A 16,994-nucleotide genomic window follows, 5' to 3' on the forward strand; every position below is an offset into this window, starting at 1 on the left:
CCGGCCGACCCGCTGAGAGCCTGTCGGCTGCTGCCGCGCCCGAGCGGCCCGGCCCGTTCCGCTCCCGAGCACACCCGCACCGCCGCCCGTCACACACCCCCCTCAAGCAGGAGAATCCCTGTGACCATCACCCCGCCCGCGCTGAGTGTCTTCGAGACCCTGGAGTCGGAGGTACGGAGCTACTGCCGCGGCTGGCCCGCCGTGTTCGACCGTGCGCAGGGCGCCCGTCTCACCGACGAGGACGGCCACAGCTACCTCGACTTCTTCGCCGGCGCCGGATCGCTCAACTACGGCCACAACAACCCGGTGCTGAAGCGCGCGCTGATCGACTACATCGAGCGCGACGGCATCACCCACGGCCTCGACATGGCCACCACCGCGAAACGGGCCTTCCTGGAGTCCTTCCAGAACAACGTGCTGCGCCCGCGCGACCTCCCGTACAAGGTGATGTTCCCCGGCCCGACCGGCACCAACGCGGTCGAGGCGGCGCTGAAGCTGGCCCGCAAGGTGAAGGGGCGGGAATCGATCGTCTCCTTCACCAACGCCTTCCACGGCATGTCGCTGGGCTCGCTCGCCGTCACCGGCAACGCCTTCAAGCGGGCCGGGGCCGGCATCCCGCTGGTGCACGGCACCCCGATGCCGTTCGACAACTACCTCGACGGCCGGGTACCCGACTTCCTCTGGTTCGAGCGGCTCCTGGAGGACCAGGGCTCCGGCCTCAACAAGCCCGCCGCCGTGATCGTCGAGACGGTGCAGGGTGAGGGCGGCATCAATGTGGCGCGCCCCGAGTGGCTGCGGGCCCTGTCCGATCTGTGCCGCCGCCGCGACATGCTCCTGATCGTCGACGACATCCAGATGGGCTGCGGACGCACGGGGGCGTTCTTCTCGTTCGAGGAGGCGGGCATCACCCCCGACATCGTGACCCTGTCCAAGTCCATCAGCGGCTACGGACTGCCCATGTCGCTCTGCCTGTTCACACCGGATCTGGACATCTGGGGACCGGGCGAGCACAACGGCACCTTCCGCGGCAACAACCCGGCGTTCGTCACGGCGGCGGCCGCGCTGGACGCCTACTGGGCGGACGGCCAGATGGAGAAGCAGACCCTGGCCCGGGGCGAGCAGATCGAGCAGGCGCTGCTCTCGATCTGCGACGAACACGCCCGGCTCGGTGCGCGGTTCCGGGGCCGTGGCCTGGTCTGGGGCGTGGAGTTCACCGACAAGGCGCGCGCCGCCGCGATCTGCGCCCGCGCCTTCGAGCTGGGTCTCCTCGTCGAGACCTCCGGTCCGCGCAGCGAGGTCGTGAAGCTGCTGCCGCCGCTGACCGCCACCCCCGAGGAGCTGGACGAGGGCCTGCGGACGCTGGCCCGCGCGGTCCGCGAAACCGCCTGACCGGCCGGCCGCCCGTCCGTCCGTCCGGGGCCGTCCCGTCCCGGTCGGACACGTACCGAAACACCACCGCAGAGAGAAAGGCACCGACCCACCGTGATCGTCCGTTCGTTCAGTGACATCGAGAACACCGACCGGCATGTGAAGGCCGCTTCCGGAACCTGGGAGAGCAAGCGCATCGTGCTCGCCCAGGAGAAGGTGGGTTTCTCGCTCCACGAGACCACCATGTACGCGGGTACCGAGACGTCGATGTGGTACGCGAACCACATCGAGGCCGTCCTGTGCGTCGAGGGCGAGGCCGAGCTCACCAACGACGAGACCGGCGAGAAGCACTGGATCACCCCCGGCACGATGTACCTGCTGAACGGCCACGAGCACCACACCATGCGGCCGAAGACCGACTTCCGCTGCGTCTGCGTCTTCAACCCTCCGGTCACCGGACGGGAGGAGCACGACGAGAACGGTGTCTATCCACTGCTGACCGAGGAGGGCTGAGCCATGGCCACCGATGTACGCACCGATCTGTACCCCACCCGCGGCGCGGCCGAGTTGATCACTCCCCGCCAGGACCCGGTCATCTGGTCGGCACCCGGTGCGCCGGGACCGGTCGCCGTGAAGGATCTCCAGGGCTTCGAGCGCGACGGCTTCCTCACCGTCGACCAGCTGATCGCACCGGACGAAGTCGCCGTCTACCACGCCGAACTGGACCGGCTGATCGCCGATCCGGCGGTGCGGGCCGACGAGCGCTCGATCATCGAGCCGACGTCGCAGAAGGTGCGGTCGGTCTTCGAGGTCCACCGGATCAGCGAGGTCTTCGCCCGGCTGGTCGCCGACGAGCGCGTGGTGGGCCGGGCCCGCCAGATCCTGGGGTCGGACGTGTACGTCCACCAGTCCAGGATCAACGTCAAGCCGGGCTTCGGCGCTTCGGGGTTCTACTGGCACTCGGACTTCGAGACCTGGCACGCCGAGGACGGGCTGCCGAACATGCGGGCGGTGTCCGTGTCGATCGCGCTGACCGAGAACCACGACACCAACGGCGGGCTGATGATCATGCCCGGTTCGCACAAGTCGTTCCTCGGCTGCGCGGGCGAGACGCCGAAGGACAACTACAAGAAGTCCCTGAAGATGCAGGACGCCGGCACGCCGTCCGACGAGGCGCTGACGAAGCTGGCCGACCGGCACGGCATCAAGCTCTTCACGGGCCGGGCGGGTTCGGCGACCTGGTTCGACTGCAACTGCATGCACGGCTCGGGGGACAACATCACCCCGTACCCGCGCAGCAACGTCTTCATCGTCTTCAACAGCGTGGAGAACACCGCCGAGGAGCCGTTCGCGGCACCGGCCCGGCGTCCGGAGTTCATCGGGGCGCGGGACTTCACACCGGTGAGGTGACCTACCGGCGGGCCCGGGGGACGGGGTGGCGGGACGGATGCCGTTCCCCCCATCCTGTCCCCTGCCCCGTCCCCCGGCCCGAAGTCGGTGGACCGGGACGGCCACCTGCGGCAACAGTGGTGCCCATGACTTCACTCGTACGTCACATCACGATCGACTGCGCCGACGCCTACGAACTCGCCGGCTTCTGGTCCGGGGTGCTCGAAGCGCCGCTCTCCGACGACGACGCCCCCGGAGACCCCGAGGCACTCGTCGCGGCCCCCGGTGCCGCGCTGCTGTTCATCTCGGTGCCCGAGCCGAAGAGCACCAAGAACCGTCTGCACCTGGACCTCCAGCCGCAGGACCGCACCCGGGACGAGGAGGTCGAGCGCCTGCTCGGCCTGGGCGCCACCCTCGTGGCCGACCACCGCAAGCCGAACGGACGGGGCTGGGCGACACTCGCCGATCCCAACACCTGTGACTACCAGTTCTGAGGATACCCGCACGTCAACCCCAACGACAGAGCCCCGCCCGGCACTTGGCCGAACGGGGCTGCCTACTGTCTAGTCAGTCGAGGCGTGCGCTGCGGGGTCAGGCTGAATTCAGCGCTCGAACATGACCGAGGCGAACTCAATTTCCGAAGCCGATTCGCCAGGGGGAAGCGTCCAGACAGCATCACCCCTACAGCGCCCGCCGACGAACAGCTGAGCCTGAGCGGTGGTGTTGTTCTGCACCTCCCCGTCAGCAGAAGTCCCCACCGTGTAGCACCGCCCATCCTCGGGGCTGTTCAAGAAACGCGGGATGTCCCCCGGCTGTGTGTGGTAGATGAAAGTCCCGCTCGCTGCCTGTGCGCTGAGCGGGAACCCGGCAACGAGCACCATCGCGGCACCAGCGGCCACCAGTGCCCTACCGACGATCTTCATGCGTACCCCTATCTGTGTCCGTTGATCGCTACGCTCCGTGACTTTCCGCGTTCCCTGCGTTTGATGCAGCGATACAGCGTTGATCACCCGGACGGAGCACGCAGAAGCCCCGCCCGGCACTTGGCCGAACGGGGCGTCCTGTTGTCAGCGTGGGGCGCTAGGGGGCGCGTAGTGCGTCGTCGGGGGTCGGGCCCGCACCGAGCTTCACCGCGTGGTCGGGGCAGGCGTAGAGGGTCGTTCCGGGGCCGCTGCTGCTCTCGATGTAGCGGACGGGAATCGGGGCTCGCGTGACGGTCTGACACTCGATGCAGAACGCGACGTGACCCACGAGCACAACCGGGAACAGCTCGTCGGCGGTCATGCAGCTGTCCGCTCACGCTGCACGAGACTCCCGAGCGGCATGGTCGGAAAGTCGTAGTCCACGCCGAGCCGCGCGAATGCGGCAGCGTAGACCCGCTCTCGCTGTAGCTCGGGAAGCTCTCGCGTGCGCTCGTCCCCGAAGATCGCCCGGACTTCCTCGGATGATGGGGCGGTCCACGGACGGGACCAAGGTGATGCGGGGGCGGGTTCGGTCGGTGCGGAGAGGTATGCGACGGAGTGACGTCCGGGCCGGCGAGGAATGAGGATGGAGAGCATCCATGCGAGGGTGCGGGCGATAAGATCGCGCATGTCGTTCAGCTCCTGTAAGGCTGTTCGATGGAGCCCCGGCGGACCGATTCCAGCGGTCTTCCGGGGCGTTTTCATGCCCGACGTTAAACAACCAGTCCACCCCTGTCCACCCCGTTGGGTGGCTAGGGATGCAAGTTCACCCCGATTGGATGACAGGTACCGTTTGGTTGGTGGAATTCGACCCCATGCGCCCGAAGTGGCAGCAGATCGCCGAAGAGATCACCCGTCGCATTGCGAGCGGGGAATATCCGGCAGCCCATCAACTCTCGGAGGTCCGGTTGGCGTCCGAGTTCGGCGTGAACAGGGACACGATGCGCAAAGCAACGAAAGCCCTGCGCGAGTCCGGGACGATCACCACTGTCCCGAACATGGGAACTTTCGTCCGGTCCACCGAGGGCGGCCAGGACAGCGAGTAGGCCCCGCTCTGGGAACAGTCGGGATGGGGCACGTCCCTGCCGGGATTCCGCGTTGGGTGGGGAGACCTCGGATGCGGCTACGTCCGGCAGGGACGTGCGTTCAGGGGAGGCGCGGGCTACGCCCGGCCTTGCGGTACCGCTCCAGCTCATCCAATGCGGCGTTGACCGTGGCGGCCATCCGGCGGGCCTCTTCCAGGGTGATCCAGCCCAGCGCGATGCGGTGCTTGTCCTGTTGGCAGGTATCGCACGGCTGGTCGATGTCGATGCTGGGGAAATCGACCCGGACCCGCCGTAAGGCGTTCACGAACGCTGCCGCCACCTCTTTGGCTTCGTCGTGGTCGGGGTTGTCGAAGTGGGAGGTGTCTACGGGGAAGTAGTCCACGGCGGAGCCTGCCTCTCAGGGGATGCCGGTTGTTGTCTGCCGCGCTGCCGGGTGGCGTGGAGTTCGGCCAGGGCATCGAGCTGTCGGCAGTGGTAGGCCGTACCGGGCAGCAACCGCCGGTAGTGGACGTCCCACGGCTCACCAGCAGGACGTACCACCCGCACTACCCCGCCACGCACAGAGACCACCGTGCACGGCATGTTCTTAACCCTGTCGAAAACGATCTGCCCGGCCTTGATTTGCTTTGGAGACCCGAACAGGCGCCCCGGTACGGGAAGCTGCGCGATGCGCTGTCGGGACTCTCTCGGTATGTTCGCCACACCTGCGGAACGGGGCGGCCTCGCCCTTGCGGCGGTCACCCCAACCCCCAACGACTGCGCTTGTTCTCGGACTCGACCATGGGTCGCAGGCGCCGGATCGTCTGACTCTGGGACCGGTCATCGACCCGTTCGCCGGCCGCCTTGGCCCCTTCCGTCACGTCCGGACACAGGGGCGAACAGCACGTACAACGGGGCCAGTTGAAGACCGAGCGGATCGGAGGATTGCCCCCGTTCGGGTAGTCGTCGCCGGGGGTCACCACGGCCGTACCGGCTTCCCGTCCGTACTGCGGCGGTGCGGATGCTCCGCGATCATTTCCCCGAACCTGCGGACACTCCACGCGTCACCCCGGCCCCGCGCAGCCTCACGAGCGTTACTCGCAGCGGCACAGATACGGCACCCTTCAACGGGCACGGTCTCAAGCCCTGTCATCGGAACAGCCAAGTCTCTCGCCTGTGCGTTCACCGGTCCAGCCGCCTCTGCAACGCGGCTTGCACGGCGGTGAGAACGCCACGGGTGGGTCTCACGTACGGCCCTCGGTGCACGCCTGGGGGTAAGGGCGTCCACTTGGAGAACCACGACTCGTCCGGGGTGTTCTCCCAGCGCTCACGGCTCCGGGTGGCCTGGTCGGCCAAAGGCAACGCGATCCGGCGGGGAACCAGTTCTCTCCCCGCCGTGGTACTGACCTGCTGTGCTTCCTGGTGCATGGCGTGCCTTCCGCTCCAGCGATCCCTACTCGCTCTAGGCAACCGGCCGGTCACACTCGGCGGTACCGTGTGGAAGAGAGCAAGAGTTAAGAGCGTTAAGCAGTCGCAGCACAGGAGTTGGGGCCAGTGACGACACGACAGCCGAACACCGGACTTGAGCGGCTGTACCGCGAAAGCGGGTGGACCTTGCGACAGTTCGCCCAAGAGGTCAACCGGATCGGGACCGAACGCGGAACCCCCCTGAAGTACCAACAGCCTTCTGTTCACCAGTGGTTGAGTGGTCATCTGCCGAAGGAGTCCGTCCGGCCTTTGATTCTGGAAGCGCTCGCCCGGAGATTGCTTCGGCCCATCACGCACAGTGAGGCAGGCTTTCCGCAGGTTCTCGGAGACCAGGAAGCCAACCACCCCAGTACGGTTGAAGGGCTGCTCGACCTGGGGAAGAAAGATATGGACCCATCACGCCGAAGCATTCTCGGGGTTGGCCTATTCGCTGTCGCACTGACTGTTCCCAACTGGCCCGATGTGGTGGGTCGAATGGAAGCTGTTCAAAAGGGCCATGTTCAGCGCATAGGAATGACAGACGTTCAGACCGTCGCCGCAATGACTGAGCGAATTTCCGATCTAGACGACCAGTTCGGCGGGCGAACAGCTCGCCCTATGGCTGCCGCATTCCTAGTGAACACTGCGACCCCATACCTGCGCGCAGAGGCGCCGGGCAGCGTACGCAAAGCAATGATGGGCGCCGTTTCGGACCTCTGTTACCTCACTGGCTACATGGCGGTAGATGAGGGTCTACACGGATTGGCCCAGCGCTACTACCTCAAGGCATTGGAACTCGCTGGAGCCTCCGAAGATCACTTGACTTTCTGCACAACACTTCGGGGGATGAGTGTTCAGGCAGTCGATTTGGGGCACGGGGCAGAAGCAGTGCGACTTGCGGACGCCGCTGCCGCCGCCTCACCGAAGGCGGGCCCGCGAATGCGGGCATTCCTGGCCGGCCAACAGGCCCATGCGGCGGCTCAAACCGGGGACCGGGTTTCCGCGCATTCCTATTTGAAAGAAGCCGAAGACGCCATGGAAAAGGCCGAATCACAGTCCAAAGCCTTTGGCTCTTACGACCCGTCATCACTGCTATACCACACGAGCCAAGTGAAATTTGAATTGGGGGATGTGGCGGGATCGATTTCGGCAATGCAGCAGTCGGATCAAATCCGCCAGAGCGTCTATCGCCGTGCGCGTGTCCGACATCGTTGCACACTAGCCGAAAGGCAACTCGACCTCGGACACCTTGAGGCAGCCTGCCAGACATGGACTCTCGCGCTGGACGATTACCCGAGCCTGCAATCCGGTCGCGCAGACGAGCGCGTCAAGACTATGCACAGCCGGATTAGGCCATACCTCAAAAACCATGCGGCCCGAGACCTCTTCGAGCGGGCACGGCTAGTGACCCCTCCGCAACTAATGCCCCGTTGAATTCCGGCATTCGGCAGAGCGCAGAACGACGAAAGGCCCGGTACCTCTCGCAGTAGGCGAAAGATACCGGGCAAGGGGTGGGAGGCCGGGTTTATCGTCGATCCCTACAGGGCCGAATCAACAGGCTGTACCGCTATTCACACACGTAACGGGAACGCCGAGTCTCCGCACAAACGCTGCAACTAGCCATCCGAGTTTTTGTGCTCCCTGCCGCTCAGGATCGGGAGGAGAGGGGAGTACCCCCCTGGTCAGAACGGCGGACGTTCGTTCGCCTCGCGCCGTGACCGTGCTTCCGCAGCGAATCCGCCCGGCTGATTGCGCGCGGTCTCTCGGTTGTGACATCCGATGCACAACGGACGCAGATGCTTCGCAGCGTCAGGGTTCGCCTCGCCCCGTGCGATCAACTCGCGCCGCGACAACGGGAAATGGTCGGCAACGTTCGCCGACTGCCCGCAGAGCACGCACCACGGGTTCGCGTACAGATACGCGCGCCGGATGCGCTGCCACCACGTCGAGTAAACGGCACCGCCACGCGACGCTCGGTTCGCGTTCGCTTCCCTGGTGTGCTTCGGACAGCGACCACCACGGGGGGTCAGCTCGGGGCACCCGGGGACAGAGCACGGGGGGCAGGGTCTGCGGGGCATGGGGGATTACCTCGTTGGGGGTACTGGATTAACTCATTAGGGGCGCTGAGTGCGCGGTACACACGCGCCCATGCCAATCTGACCGGGACCGAAATCGTTTAGCCGATCGGAGTTACCCCATGGGCATCAAGGACGAAATGCGGGCCAAGGCTCAGCAGGCCAGGGATACGTTGCAGGGCGGGCAGGACGAGGCTCAGGAGCGAGGCCAGAACTTGCGTCAGCGCGCGGAGGATGCAGAGCAGAACGTCCAGGCGTCGTTCGAAGACTCGGACGACAGCTAAGGCATAGACGTGCGGCCCCCGCTCCGGTACAGCCTTCCGACACTGCGCCGGGGCGGAGCCATGTCCAGGCTCGGGACACCCGGGGGTACCTCTAATGAGTGAGGGGGATCGTTTCTCCATGGGCTATTCGAGTGGCGAATCCATAGTCATCATCGCCCGCAGATTTCAGACGAGATAAGTTTCGACTAGAAATTCTAAGACCTTACACCCGGGAGGATGCATGTTCCGTAAATCGGCACTCGCTATCGCAGCGGTAGGTATCGCCGCGACTGTCCCACTGGCCGACCCCCTCAATGTGGCCGATGCCGCAACGACAGCAGTGCGCACTACGACCACCCATGCCGCAACCAATGTGGCACCGGAAGAGACCTTCCGTCTCAAAAACAAGTCGGCCAACGAATGCCTTGACGGCAATGCTGACTACTTTCTGTACCCGTGTAACAGTGGCCGTTTTCAGCAGTGGCAATTCCAGGATGCAGGACAGGGGAAAGTGCGCATCTACTGGGACGCAAACAGGAAGTGCATCACTAGCGGCTTCGGCTTTGTTGACTGCAACGATCGAGATGCCGCTAAGTTCACTATTGAAAAGGTGAAGCTGAATTACGAGTTTCTCAAAATTCGATCCGTTGCTTCCGGGAAGTGCCTCACCTCGGACCGTAGTATCGTCTTCGGCTGGACCATCAAAAATGAGTCGTGTTCCGGCGACGACCATCAGCTTTGGATTAAGCAATAAGGCAAGCCCGCAGCGGCAGCTTGCCCGCTTCATACGGCCTCGCAGAAGCGATTTGGCTTCCTCCCTCGTGCCGCAGCCCGCCCCGGCACAGTGCACCACCACTGTGCCGGGGCGGCGGTGCGTCAAGGGCCCGTACGCACGGAACCCCCGAACTCGGTACGCGTCTTCAGCCCATGGCAGCCGTGGCACAGCACTTGAACGTTGCCGTCTATGTCCTCGCCACCGAGGGCGAGGGGCCGCACGTGGTCCACGTCCACCCCGTTCGCGGGGAAGTCGCCCAAGCACCAGTCACACCAAGGCGCGGGACTTGCCGAACCTATAGGGAGGGCAAGCCCCGCACGGATGACCAGCTATCCGGCCGTGGGCGGGTCCGGCGGACGTACCGGCGGATCAATGGGGGTTCCGTCTGGATGGCGGGGTGTGAGATCCACCAGCGTGGGCCGGCCACGTTCCCCCGCGCCGCGCATCGGCTGAATCCCGTGCGGCATCCAGGTCCCGCCGTCATCGTTTCCGGTCGGCGTATCGGACCACACGGGGTGTCCGTCAGCGTCGCGCGGGAAGTACGGATAATCCCCATTCGGTCCGGGGTCGAGAGCGTCAGTCGCCATGATCAGTCCGTCCCCGAAATATAGGTGTCGCGCTTGTCGGTCAGTTCCTGGTCGAACTCGGCACCGAGTTCGGCAGCCTTTCGGTCTGCGTGCGACACCATGTCTTCCAACAGCATCGCGTCATACCAGCGCTGTTCGGGAACGGTCTGCACCTCACCCAATGCGGTCTGCGCGCGCTGTGCCTCAGTCAGTACGTGCCCGCGCTTGTGGCGGGCTGCCCGGTATTCGACGTATGCCGCGAACCAGGGCTCTGCGGAAAGGGCAGCGAGGAAGGTTTCCCGCGCGGTGTCACCGGAGTTGTTGACATCGTCGGCGCGTTCGCGCCACGTCTCGACAACCTCACGGTTGTACTCTGCGGCGCGTTCCGCACGCCGTGCCGATTCCGCTTCCTGGGCTGCCCGCAACTGTGCTTCGGCGTCCACAAGGGGGGCGGATGCCTTCTCTGCCTGTGCCCGCAGCTTTGCGACTCGCTCGGCTGCCTTCTGAATGTCGGTCGTCATAATCAGTTACCGTCCTTCGTCACGTCGCGGCCGTGCTCGGCTGCAATCTTCTTGTCGTTCTCGTAGTAGCCAAGGCTCATCCGTACGAAAGTTCCCATCGTCTCGAATACTTCGGGGCGCGAGTCGCGCAGTGCGGCGAGGTTTTCCATGCGCTCGTCCCACTTGAATACGTCGGCCCGGTTCTGGCCCTTGTCTCGCTTTCCGTCCAGGAATTCGGCGCGGTTGAGATATTCGTTCATAGTCGCTTCCTTTTTTCTGTGTGCGGGCATCAAAAAGCCCCTGCGTATGCCACGTCAGGGGTTCGCGAGTGAAGTTGTGAGCGAGGGGCGCGTTACGCGGTGGTCTTCCTCGGGGGCCTGATCAGCGCACGCGCGGCCATCTGCGTTGCCTGGTAGATGTCCGTGCGGCATTCCGCCGAGCAGTACAGCGGACGGCGGCCCCGCCCGACGTAGTGCAGCTCGTTCGAGCAGTCCGGGTGTGCGCAGATGCCGGAACCTGTGTCCTCGGCGCGCTGCCGTGCGTCGGCGACGAGAGCAAGCGTTGTGCGTGCGGCGGCCTGGTCGCCGTTCACGGCGTCCTGTGCGGCGCTCTCAGCGCGTCGCAGCAGCGCGCAGACCTCTACGTGTCGTGTGGTGTCCATCGTTCCTCACTGGGGCAGGGAGAGCGCCGTACAGGCTCTCTCGGTTGTGGCGGGAGAGCGGCGGGTTCCCGCGCTCCCGGCGTCGGCGGTCCGCGAGCGTGTGCCGCTTCCTGGTCCGCGAGTAGTAGGGACCAGTGGTGTCCCGCCATACCGGACTAACACGTCAAGTCTGACTAATTGACCAGCAAGTGTGATGCAGGCAACATTTCAACGCGGATGATTCGGCCTGCTGTACGCCCCTCGGCGGACGGACAGCGCTGGTGCTGAGATGACGAGATGACCCCCGATCTCCTTTCTCTCTAGGTTTTCTCTAGCTACCTCAAACACTGTCGAAGTTCGACACCTCAACACCTTTTCGCCTCCCGCCGTTGAGCGACCCCATCCGAGGGTGAGCCGGCGAGGGGCCCACGCGCCCGTGTGCGGGCAGCAGAAAGCCCCGGCGGTCCGCGAGGGCACCGGGGGCTAACGCGGAGCCGTAAGGGGCTTACGCGACCACCGGGGGGCGCGCGGGCTCGTCATGCGTGACGGTCTCGACCAGGCGCACGCTCGCGCCCCGGGTCGGCCCGTCTCCGCGTACATCCGAATCCAGCGCCGACACGACGTCCGCGAGGGCTTCCGCTGCGGGGTCCAGCTCACCGGACATGGTGAAGTCCACGCGCCGAGTGTCGAGCTTGCGCCACCCTCCACGGACACCGCGTCGCACGTCGAGCCGAACACCCGCTTCAACGAGCATGGCCCTTCGTCCCGCCGTGTCCTTCTCGGCCCACTCGTCCGCGAACGTCCGGCCGGTCGGGGTGACGATGCGTTGTGGTTCGACCTTTTCGGCTGCTTCCAGCATGGCTATGCGGTTGTCGAGCGCGTCCGCCCGTCGCTGCCACTCGGCCGCAGCGTGCTTGGACTTCTGGCGTCCATGCTGTTCCTGGTGCTCTACGAACTCCGCAAGCGTGGAGAGTAGTTCGGGCTCGGGGTCATACCCGGGAATCTCGACAACGCGTGTCGCCTGGACCGGACCGACCACCCGCAGGAACTCGGCTTCAACGTACTCGTCCACCCACGATGCCCGGATGTTCGCGGGCAGTTCGCACAGGTCGCCCCGAGCGTGGCTGTTGCACTTGTAGAACGGGTTCACGCTCGCACCGTTCTTGGTCGGCTTAGACAGGTACATGCGCCCCCCGCACGAATCGCAGTGGATCACGCGCAACAGCAACGCGTCCGTGTCCTTACGCTCTCCGTTGTCGATGCTGCGGGAGTCGAGCAACGCGCCGATGCGGTCGAACTCCTCGCGCGTCATGACCGGCGTTTCCGTGCTCATGATCGGGTCGCCCTCGGCGTCGCGCACGGGGCGGCCCTTGTGCATCTTCCAACCGAGCAACGTCGGATTGCGGAGCATCCGGGAAATGACAGCGGGGGTCCACTTGAACACGTCGCGCACGACGTGCGATCCCTTGGCCCCGCCGGTCTTCCCGCCCTTCTTGCGCTCCATCTTCACTGCCCAGTGATCACGCGGGCTCGCCTTACCGTCCACGTTGAGACCGGCAGCCACCGCCGAAACGGTCGCCCCCTCCAACAGCTCTCGGACGATCCGTTCAATGATCGTCACCGCGTCGGGGTCCGGTACGAGCGTCCAGCCGATACCGCCATGTTCCTTGGGCATGGGGGCGGGCATGTAGCCGTAAGGCGGACGGCCACCGCCGCGCCACCGAAGCGGCATTTTCCGGATGGCTGCCATAGCGCCGGTAACGCGGTCCTTGATGCTCTGCGCTTCCACCTGAGCGGCAAAGGCAAGCATCATCATTTGGAATTCCGCCATGGGGTCCATGGGGTCGCGGAAATCAAAGACGAGCTTGCCCCCGCCGATGCCCTCGGCAAAGACCAACATCTTCCGGTGCTGCTTCGCCCACTTGGCAAGGTCGTGCATGTCACTCATGGACCGGATGGCACGGTCAAAGCGCCACCAGACAAGTACGTCGTACAGCTCGGGGCGGGCGAGCCACTGCCCGAGGGCGGGACGGTCGAACGGGGCAATCTTGCTTGCCGACACGTCCAGGTCTACGGCCTCGCGTACCGCGTCACCGGACCCAAAGTCGATGTTGAGCTCTGCCGCAACCTTGTCGTCGGCCTCGCGCTGCCGTTCGGGGCTGGTGGTCTCGTCGGTCAGGACGGACAGGCGCACGCACCGCACACCCCGGAGGGTCCGCGTTTCGTAGACCGTGCCCGCGAGGGGGTTTCTGCGTGTGGTCTCTTGCATGGACCCTGTAGGGACCAGCGAATTCCCGCTACCGGGCTTGACCAGGGCCGATGCCACCATGACGACACTCCAGAACGTCTAGTTCTGAGTGTTGGGAGACCCGGAGGGCAACGAGTTCTGTGTCGAGTGCAGCGCGGCCGAACGGGCCGCACTGACCGGGACCCGGCTCCCGGTCACCGCGGACGACGTGACCACCGCGGTCCGCCTCGCGGTCGACGCGCTCCGTGAGTCCCCGGCGGACGACTGGCAGGTCCCGGCCGGTGCGCTGGAGTGGAACTGCTGGGAGACCGCGGAGCACCTGAGCGACGATCTCTTCTCCTACGCGGTCCAACTGGGCCCGCGGCGGCCGCCGCTGGACGCGTACGTCCCGTACCGCTTCGGCGCCGACCGCGAGGGCGGTCCGGCGAACGCCCTGTCCGCGGACCCGGCGGCCGGTCCGGCGGGGCTCCTCCACACGCTGGAGGCGAACGGCGCGCTGCTCGCGGCGATGGTGCGGACCACCTCGCCCGAGGTCCGCTCGTACCACTCCTACGGGGTGTCCGACCCGGAGGGCTTCGCCGCCATGGGCATCGTGGAGACCCTGGTGCACACGCACGACCTCGCCGCGAGCCTGGACGTCCCCTGGACGCCGCCCGCCGGACTCTGCGACCGGGTGCTGGCCAGGCTGTTCCCGGACGCCCCGAAGGACGCCGACCGGTGGACCGTCCTGCTCTGGGCCACCGGCCGCGTCGAGCTGCCCGGCCGGCCGCGGGTCACGTCGTGGAAGTGGCACAGTGCGCCGCTGGACGAGGCCGGTCAGGGGTAACGGGAGGCCCGCCCGGACCGCTGTCCCAAGGCGCTGCTGTCCCGGCCACCGTGCCGGGACGGCCGGGGAAGTGCTCTTCTCGGGGGCCTGCCGATCCGGCGGTCAGAGCTCCGCGTCGAGGAAGTCCGCCCACATCGCGCCTTCCTCGCTCCCGTCGGGCCGGGGCAGCGTCATCTCCGCCCAGATGACCTTTCCCTGGGGGGTGTAGCGGGTGCCCCAGCGCTCGGCCAGTCGTGCGACGAGGAACAGGCCGCGGCCCCCTTCGTCCATCGCGGCGGCATCGCGCAGATGGGGCGAGGTGCTGCTGCTGTCGGCCACCTCGCAGGTCAGGGTGCGGTCGTACAGGAGACGTACGGTGACCGGCGCGGAGCCGTAGCGGAGGGCATTGGTGATCAACTCGCTGAGCAGCAGTTCCATGGCGAACGCAAGCTCGGACAGACCCCAGTCGTCGACCTTCTCGACCACGGCGGCGCGCATCCCCGCCACGGCGGCGGGATCGAACGGTACGTCCCAGTCGGCGACCCGGTCGGGCGGGATCGCCTGTGTCCGGGCGATGAGCAGCGCCACGTCGTCCTTCGGCCGACTGGGCAGGAGCGCGTCGAGCACCGCCTGGCAGCTCTCCTCCGGCGACCGGTCGGGGTGGCACGCCAGGGCCTGCCGCAGCAACTCGATCCCCACGTCGATGTCCCGGGTGCGGTCCTCGATGAGCCCATCGGTGTAGAGGACGAACTGCGTGCCCTCCGACACCTCCAGTTCCGCCGTCTCGAACGGCATACCGCCCAGGCCCAGGGGCGGGCCGGCCGGCAGGTCGGGGAACGACACACTGCCGTCGGGCCGGACCAGTGCGGGCAGCGGATGCCCGGCCCGCGCCATGGCGCAGTGGCGGGAGACGGGGTCGTAGATCACGTACAGGCAGGTGGCTCCTATGATCCCCGCGTCGGCGGTGGACTCCGCTTCCTCCTGGTCGATGCGCCCGACCAGGTCGTCGAGGTGGCGGAGGATCTCGTCGGGCGGCAGGTCGAGCGTGGAGAAGTTGTGCACGGCCGTGCGCAGCCGTCCCATCGTCGCGGCCGCGTGCAGGCCGTGTCCGACGACATCCCCGACAACCAGCGCCACCCGGCTGCCCGGGAGCGGGATCACGTCGAACCAGTCGCCGCTCACCCCGGAGAGTGCGGGCAGGTAGCGATGGGCCACCTCCAGCGCGCTCTGTTCGGGCAGCGCACGCGGGAGCAGGCTGCGCTGCAGGGTCGCGGCCACGGCGTGCTCACGGGTGTAGCGGCGGGCGTTGTCGATGCTGACGGCCGCCCGGGCGACCAGTTCTTCGGCCAGGGACTGGTCGTCCTCCTCGAACGGCTGGGGCTTCTCGGAGCGCCAGAAGTTGGCCATGCCCAGGATGACGCCCCGTGCCTGGAGGGGCACGGTGATGAGCGAGTGGATGCCGCAATCGATGATCATCCGGGTCCGCTCCGGGTCCTGGGCGAGCCATCCGGATGCGGTGGACAGGTCGGGCACCAGCACCGGCTTACCGGTGGCGAAGGCCCGTGCCTGCGGCGTGGAGGGGAGAAAGTCGATCAGCTGACCGGCTTCGTAGAAGGGGTGGTCGTCCCGGATGCCGTGTACGGCGGCGCGCCGCATGTCCGTGTCCGCACTGGTCGGCTCGTCCCCGTGGAGGACCGGGTCGGCCAGATCGACGGTGACGAAGTCGGCGAGCCGGGGGACCGCGACCTTGGCCAGTTCCTCGGCCGTGCCCATCACGTCGAGGGTGGTCCCGATGCCGAGACCGGCGTCGTACAGCAGGCGCAGCCGCTCGCGGGCGCTCTCCGCCCTGCCGGACAGCGCCCGCAGCTCGGTGGAGTCACGCAGGGTCGTGACCGTCCCCTGGGGGCCACCCTGGCTGTCCGTGGGCCGCTGGTTCACCGCGAGCAGCCGGCTCCCCGCGAGGTGCACTTCGTCCGTGGCCGGGCGTCCCGAGGCCAGCAGTTCCACCATGCCGGGATCAAGGCCGGACAAGTCCGGGATGCGGCGCCCCTCGGCGTCGAGCGGCAGATCCAGCAGCCGCCGGGCCTCGTCGTTGGCCAGCAGCAGCCGGCCGTCCTCGCCGACGATGAGCACGCCTTCGCGCACCGCGTGCAGCACGGCGTCGTGATGCTCGTACATACGGGTCATCTCGGCAGGGCCCAGACGATGGGTCTGCCGCTGCAGCCGCCTGGCCACCAGCGCCGTCCCGCCCGTGGCCACGGCGAGCGCGGCCACTCCCGCGCCGAGGATGATCGGGATCTGCCGTGCCACCACGCCGGCCACGTGCTTGACCTTCATGCCTGCGGCCACCAGGGCCACGACCTTGTGCGCGTGATCATGGACGGGGACTATCGCCTGCACCTCTTCGCCGAGCGGGCCCTTGACGCTCTCGGTGTACACGCGGCCCGCCAGCGCCGGCGCGATGGTGCCGACGAGCCTCTTCCCGATCAGTTCCGGCCGGGGATGCGTGTAGCGGACCCCTTTCGTGTCCGTCACCACGATGAAGTCGACACCGGCCGCCTTCCGCCCCGCCTCGGTCAGCGGCTGGAGCACCTTGGAGGGGTCAGGTGCCTTCAGCGCGGCCAGGAGGCCCGGTGAGTGCGCGAAGGTCTGCGCGACGGCGACGGAGCGGTCCTTCGCGTCCGCGCTGCTGTCGCGCCGGGACTGCACTACGAGCGCCAGCACCGCAGCGGCCACGAGGAGCGCGACCACAGCCACCTGCAGGGCGAAGACCTGGCCTGCGAGACTCCGGGGATACTTACCCGCGAGTGACCGAATCTGTGCGCTCCGGAATCGGCCGAAACGATTGACCACAGTGCCCTTTGTAACACCGTGGGGTCGCATGTGCGTGCGGTCGGGGCCCACTCGGGAC

Annotated in this window: 16 protein-coding genes and 2 pseudogenes; 9 read left to right on the forward strand and 9 right to left on the reverse strand. The window is 66.6% G+C overall.

The annotated features are described in order from the left end of the window. The first annotated feature begins 120 nt into the window (after positions 1-120). The 4 genes and pseudogenes from ectB to ACIOMQ_RS19100 all read left to right on the forward strand — a co-directional run. Entirely contained in the window at positions 121-1,389 is a 1,269-nt protein-coding gene (gene ectB, locus ACIOMQ_RS19085; protein WP_362206025.1) for a diaminobutyrate--2-oxoglutarate transaminase, read from the forward strand. Positions 1,390-1,482: 93 nt separating this feature from the next. Continuing rightward, entirely contained in the window at positions 1,483-1,881 is a 399-nt protein-coding gene (locus ACIOMQ_RS19090; protein ID WP_093539722.1) for an ectoine synthase, read from the forward strand. Positions 1,882-1,884: 3 nt separating this feature from the next. Then, positions 1,885-2,778 (forward strand): ectoine hydroxylase, encoded by an 894-nt coding sequence (gene thpD, locus ACIOMQ_RS19095; protein ID WP_362206028.1) that lies wholly within the window; start codon positions 1,885-1,887, stop codon positions 2,776-2,778. Positions 2,779-2,903: 125 nt separating this feature from the next. Continuing rightward, a pseudogene (locus ACIOMQ_RS19100) lies at positions 2,904-3,227 on the forward strand (VOC family protein); the annotation flags it as partial. A gap of 132 nt (positions 3,228-3,359) precedes the next feature. Here the strand turns inward: ACIOMQ_RS19100 and ACIOMQ_RS19105 are convergent. Then, on the reverse strand, positions 3,360-3,680 hold the full coding sequence (locus ACIOMQ_RS19105; RefSeq protein ID WP_402189616.1) for a hypothetical protein: 321 nt from the start codon (positions 3,678-3,680) through the stop codon (positions 3,360-3,362). A 157-nt stretch (positions 3,681-3,837) separates the two neighbouring features. Next, complete coding sequence (locus tag ACIOMQ_RS19110; RefSeq protein WP_402189619.1) at positions 3,838-4,041, reverse strand: hypothetical protein; 204 nt, start codon at positions 4,039-4,041, stop codon at positions 3,838-3,840. 478 nt (positions 4,042-4,519) lie between these two features. Between ACIOMQ_RS19110 and ACIOMQ_RS19115 the strand changes: the two genes are divergently transcribed. Beyond that, on the forward strand, positions 4,520-4,765 hold the full coding sequence (locus ACIOMQ_RS19115; RefSeq protein WP_402189623.1) for a GntR family transcriptional regulator: 246 nt from the start codon (positions 4,520-4,522) through the stop codon (positions 4,763-4,765). A gap of 100 nt (positions 4,766-4,865) precedes the next feature. On the opposite strand, the gene ACIOMQ_RS19120 is transcribed toward ACIOMQ_RS19115, so the two are convergent. Further along, positions 4,866-5,147: a hypothetical protein gene (locus tag ACIOMQ_RS19120; RefSeq protein ID WP_402189626.1), complete on the reverse strand. Its 282-nt coding sequence runs from the start codon at positions 5,145-5,147 to the stop codon at positions 4,866-4,868. Positions 5,148-6,298: 1,151 nt separating this feature from the next. Here ACIOMQ_RS19120 and ACIOMQ_RS19125 point away from each other — a divergent pair. From ACIOMQ_RS19125 to ACIOMQ_RS19135, 3 genes are all read left to right on the forward strand, one after another. Then, positions 6,299-7,645: a tetratricopeptide repeat protein gene (locus tag ACIOMQ_RS19125; RefSeq protein ID WP_402189629.1), complete on the forward strand. Its 1,347-nt coding sequence runs from the start codon at positions 6,299-6,301 to the stop codon at positions 7,643-7,645. A gap of 763 nt (positions 7,646-8,408) precedes the next feature. Next, positions 8,409-8,570: a hypothetical protein gene (locus ACIOMQ_RS19130; RefSeq protein ID WP_402189632.1), complete on the forward strand. Its 162-nt coding sequence runs from the start codon at positions 8,409-8,411 to the stop codon at positions 8,568-8,570. A 220-nt stretch (positions 8,571-8,790) separates the two neighbouring features. Next, positions 8,791-9,303 carry an RICIN domain-containing protein gene (locus ACIOMQ_RS19135; RefSeq protein WP_402189634.1) on the forward strand — a complete coding sequence of 171 codons (513 nt, stop codon included), beginning with the start codon at positions 8,791-8,793 and terminating at the stop codon, positions 9,301-9,303. A gap of 122 nt (positions 9,304-9,425) precedes the next feature. Here the strand turns inward: ACIOMQ_RS19135 and ACIOMQ_RS19140 are convergent, their stop codons facing one another. The 5 genes from ACIOMQ_RS19140 to ACIOMQ_RS19160 form a co-directional block, all read right to left on the reverse strand. Then, positions 9,426-9,584 carry an HNH endonuclease gene (locus ACIOMQ_RS19140; RefSeq protein WP_402189637.1) on the reverse strand — a complete coding sequence of 53 codons (159 nt, stop codon included), beginning with the start codon at positions 9,582-9,584 and terminating at the stop codon, positions 9,426-9,428. 329 nt (positions 9,585-9,913) lie between these two features. Continuing rightward, entirely contained in the window at positions 9,914-10,411 is a 498-nt protein-coding gene (locus ACIOMQ_RS19145; protein WP_402189639.1) for a hypothetical protein, read from the reverse strand. Between the two features lie 2 nt (positions 10,412-10,413). Then, the gene (locus tag ACIOMQ_RS19150; protein WP_402189641.1) at positions 10,414-10,650 is read right to left on the reverse strand and encodes a hypothetical protein; all 237 of its coding nucleotides are present in this window, start codon (positions 10,648-10,650) and stop codon (positions 10,414-10,416) included. 92 nt (positions 10,651-10,742) lie between these two features. Continuing rightward, entirely contained in the window at positions 10,743-11,051 is a 309-nt protein-coding gene (locus ACIOMQ_RS19155; protein WP_402189643.1) for a hypothetical protein, read from the reverse strand. A 484-nt stretch (positions 11,052-11,535) separates the two neighbouring features. Beyond that, positions 11,536-13,299, reverse strand: a complete 1,764-nt coding sequence (locus ACIOMQ_RS19160) for a recombinase family protein (RefSeq protein WP_402189646.1) — start codon at positions 13,297-13,299, stop codon at positions 11,536-11,538. A 91-nt stretch (positions 13,300-13,390) separates the two neighbouring features. Between ACIOMQ_RS19160 and ACIOMQ_RS19165 the strand changes: the two are divergent. Next, positions 13,391-14,104 (forward strand): annotated as a pseudogene (locus ACIOMQ_RS19165) (VOC family protein); the annotation flags it as partial. A 102-nt stretch (positions 14,105-14,206) separates the two neighbouring features. Here the strand turns inward: ACIOMQ_RS19165 and ACIOMQ_RS19170 are convergent. Then, positions 14,207-16,840 carry a SpoIIE family protein phosphatase gene (locus tag ACIOMQ_RS19170; protein ID WP_401264449.1) on the reverse strand — a complete coding sequence of 878 codons (2,634 nt, stop codon included), beginning with the start codon at positions 16,838-16,840 and terminating at the stop codon, positions 14,207-14,209. Between the last annotated feature and the right edge of the window lie 154 nt (positions 16,841-16,994).

Origin of the sequence: Streptomyces sp. NPDC087845, from assembly GCF_044742755.1 — a bacterium.
In the GTDB taxonomy this organism is placed as follows: domain Bacteria; phylum Actinomycetota; class Actinomycetes; order Streptomycetales; family Streptomycetaceae; genus Streptomyces.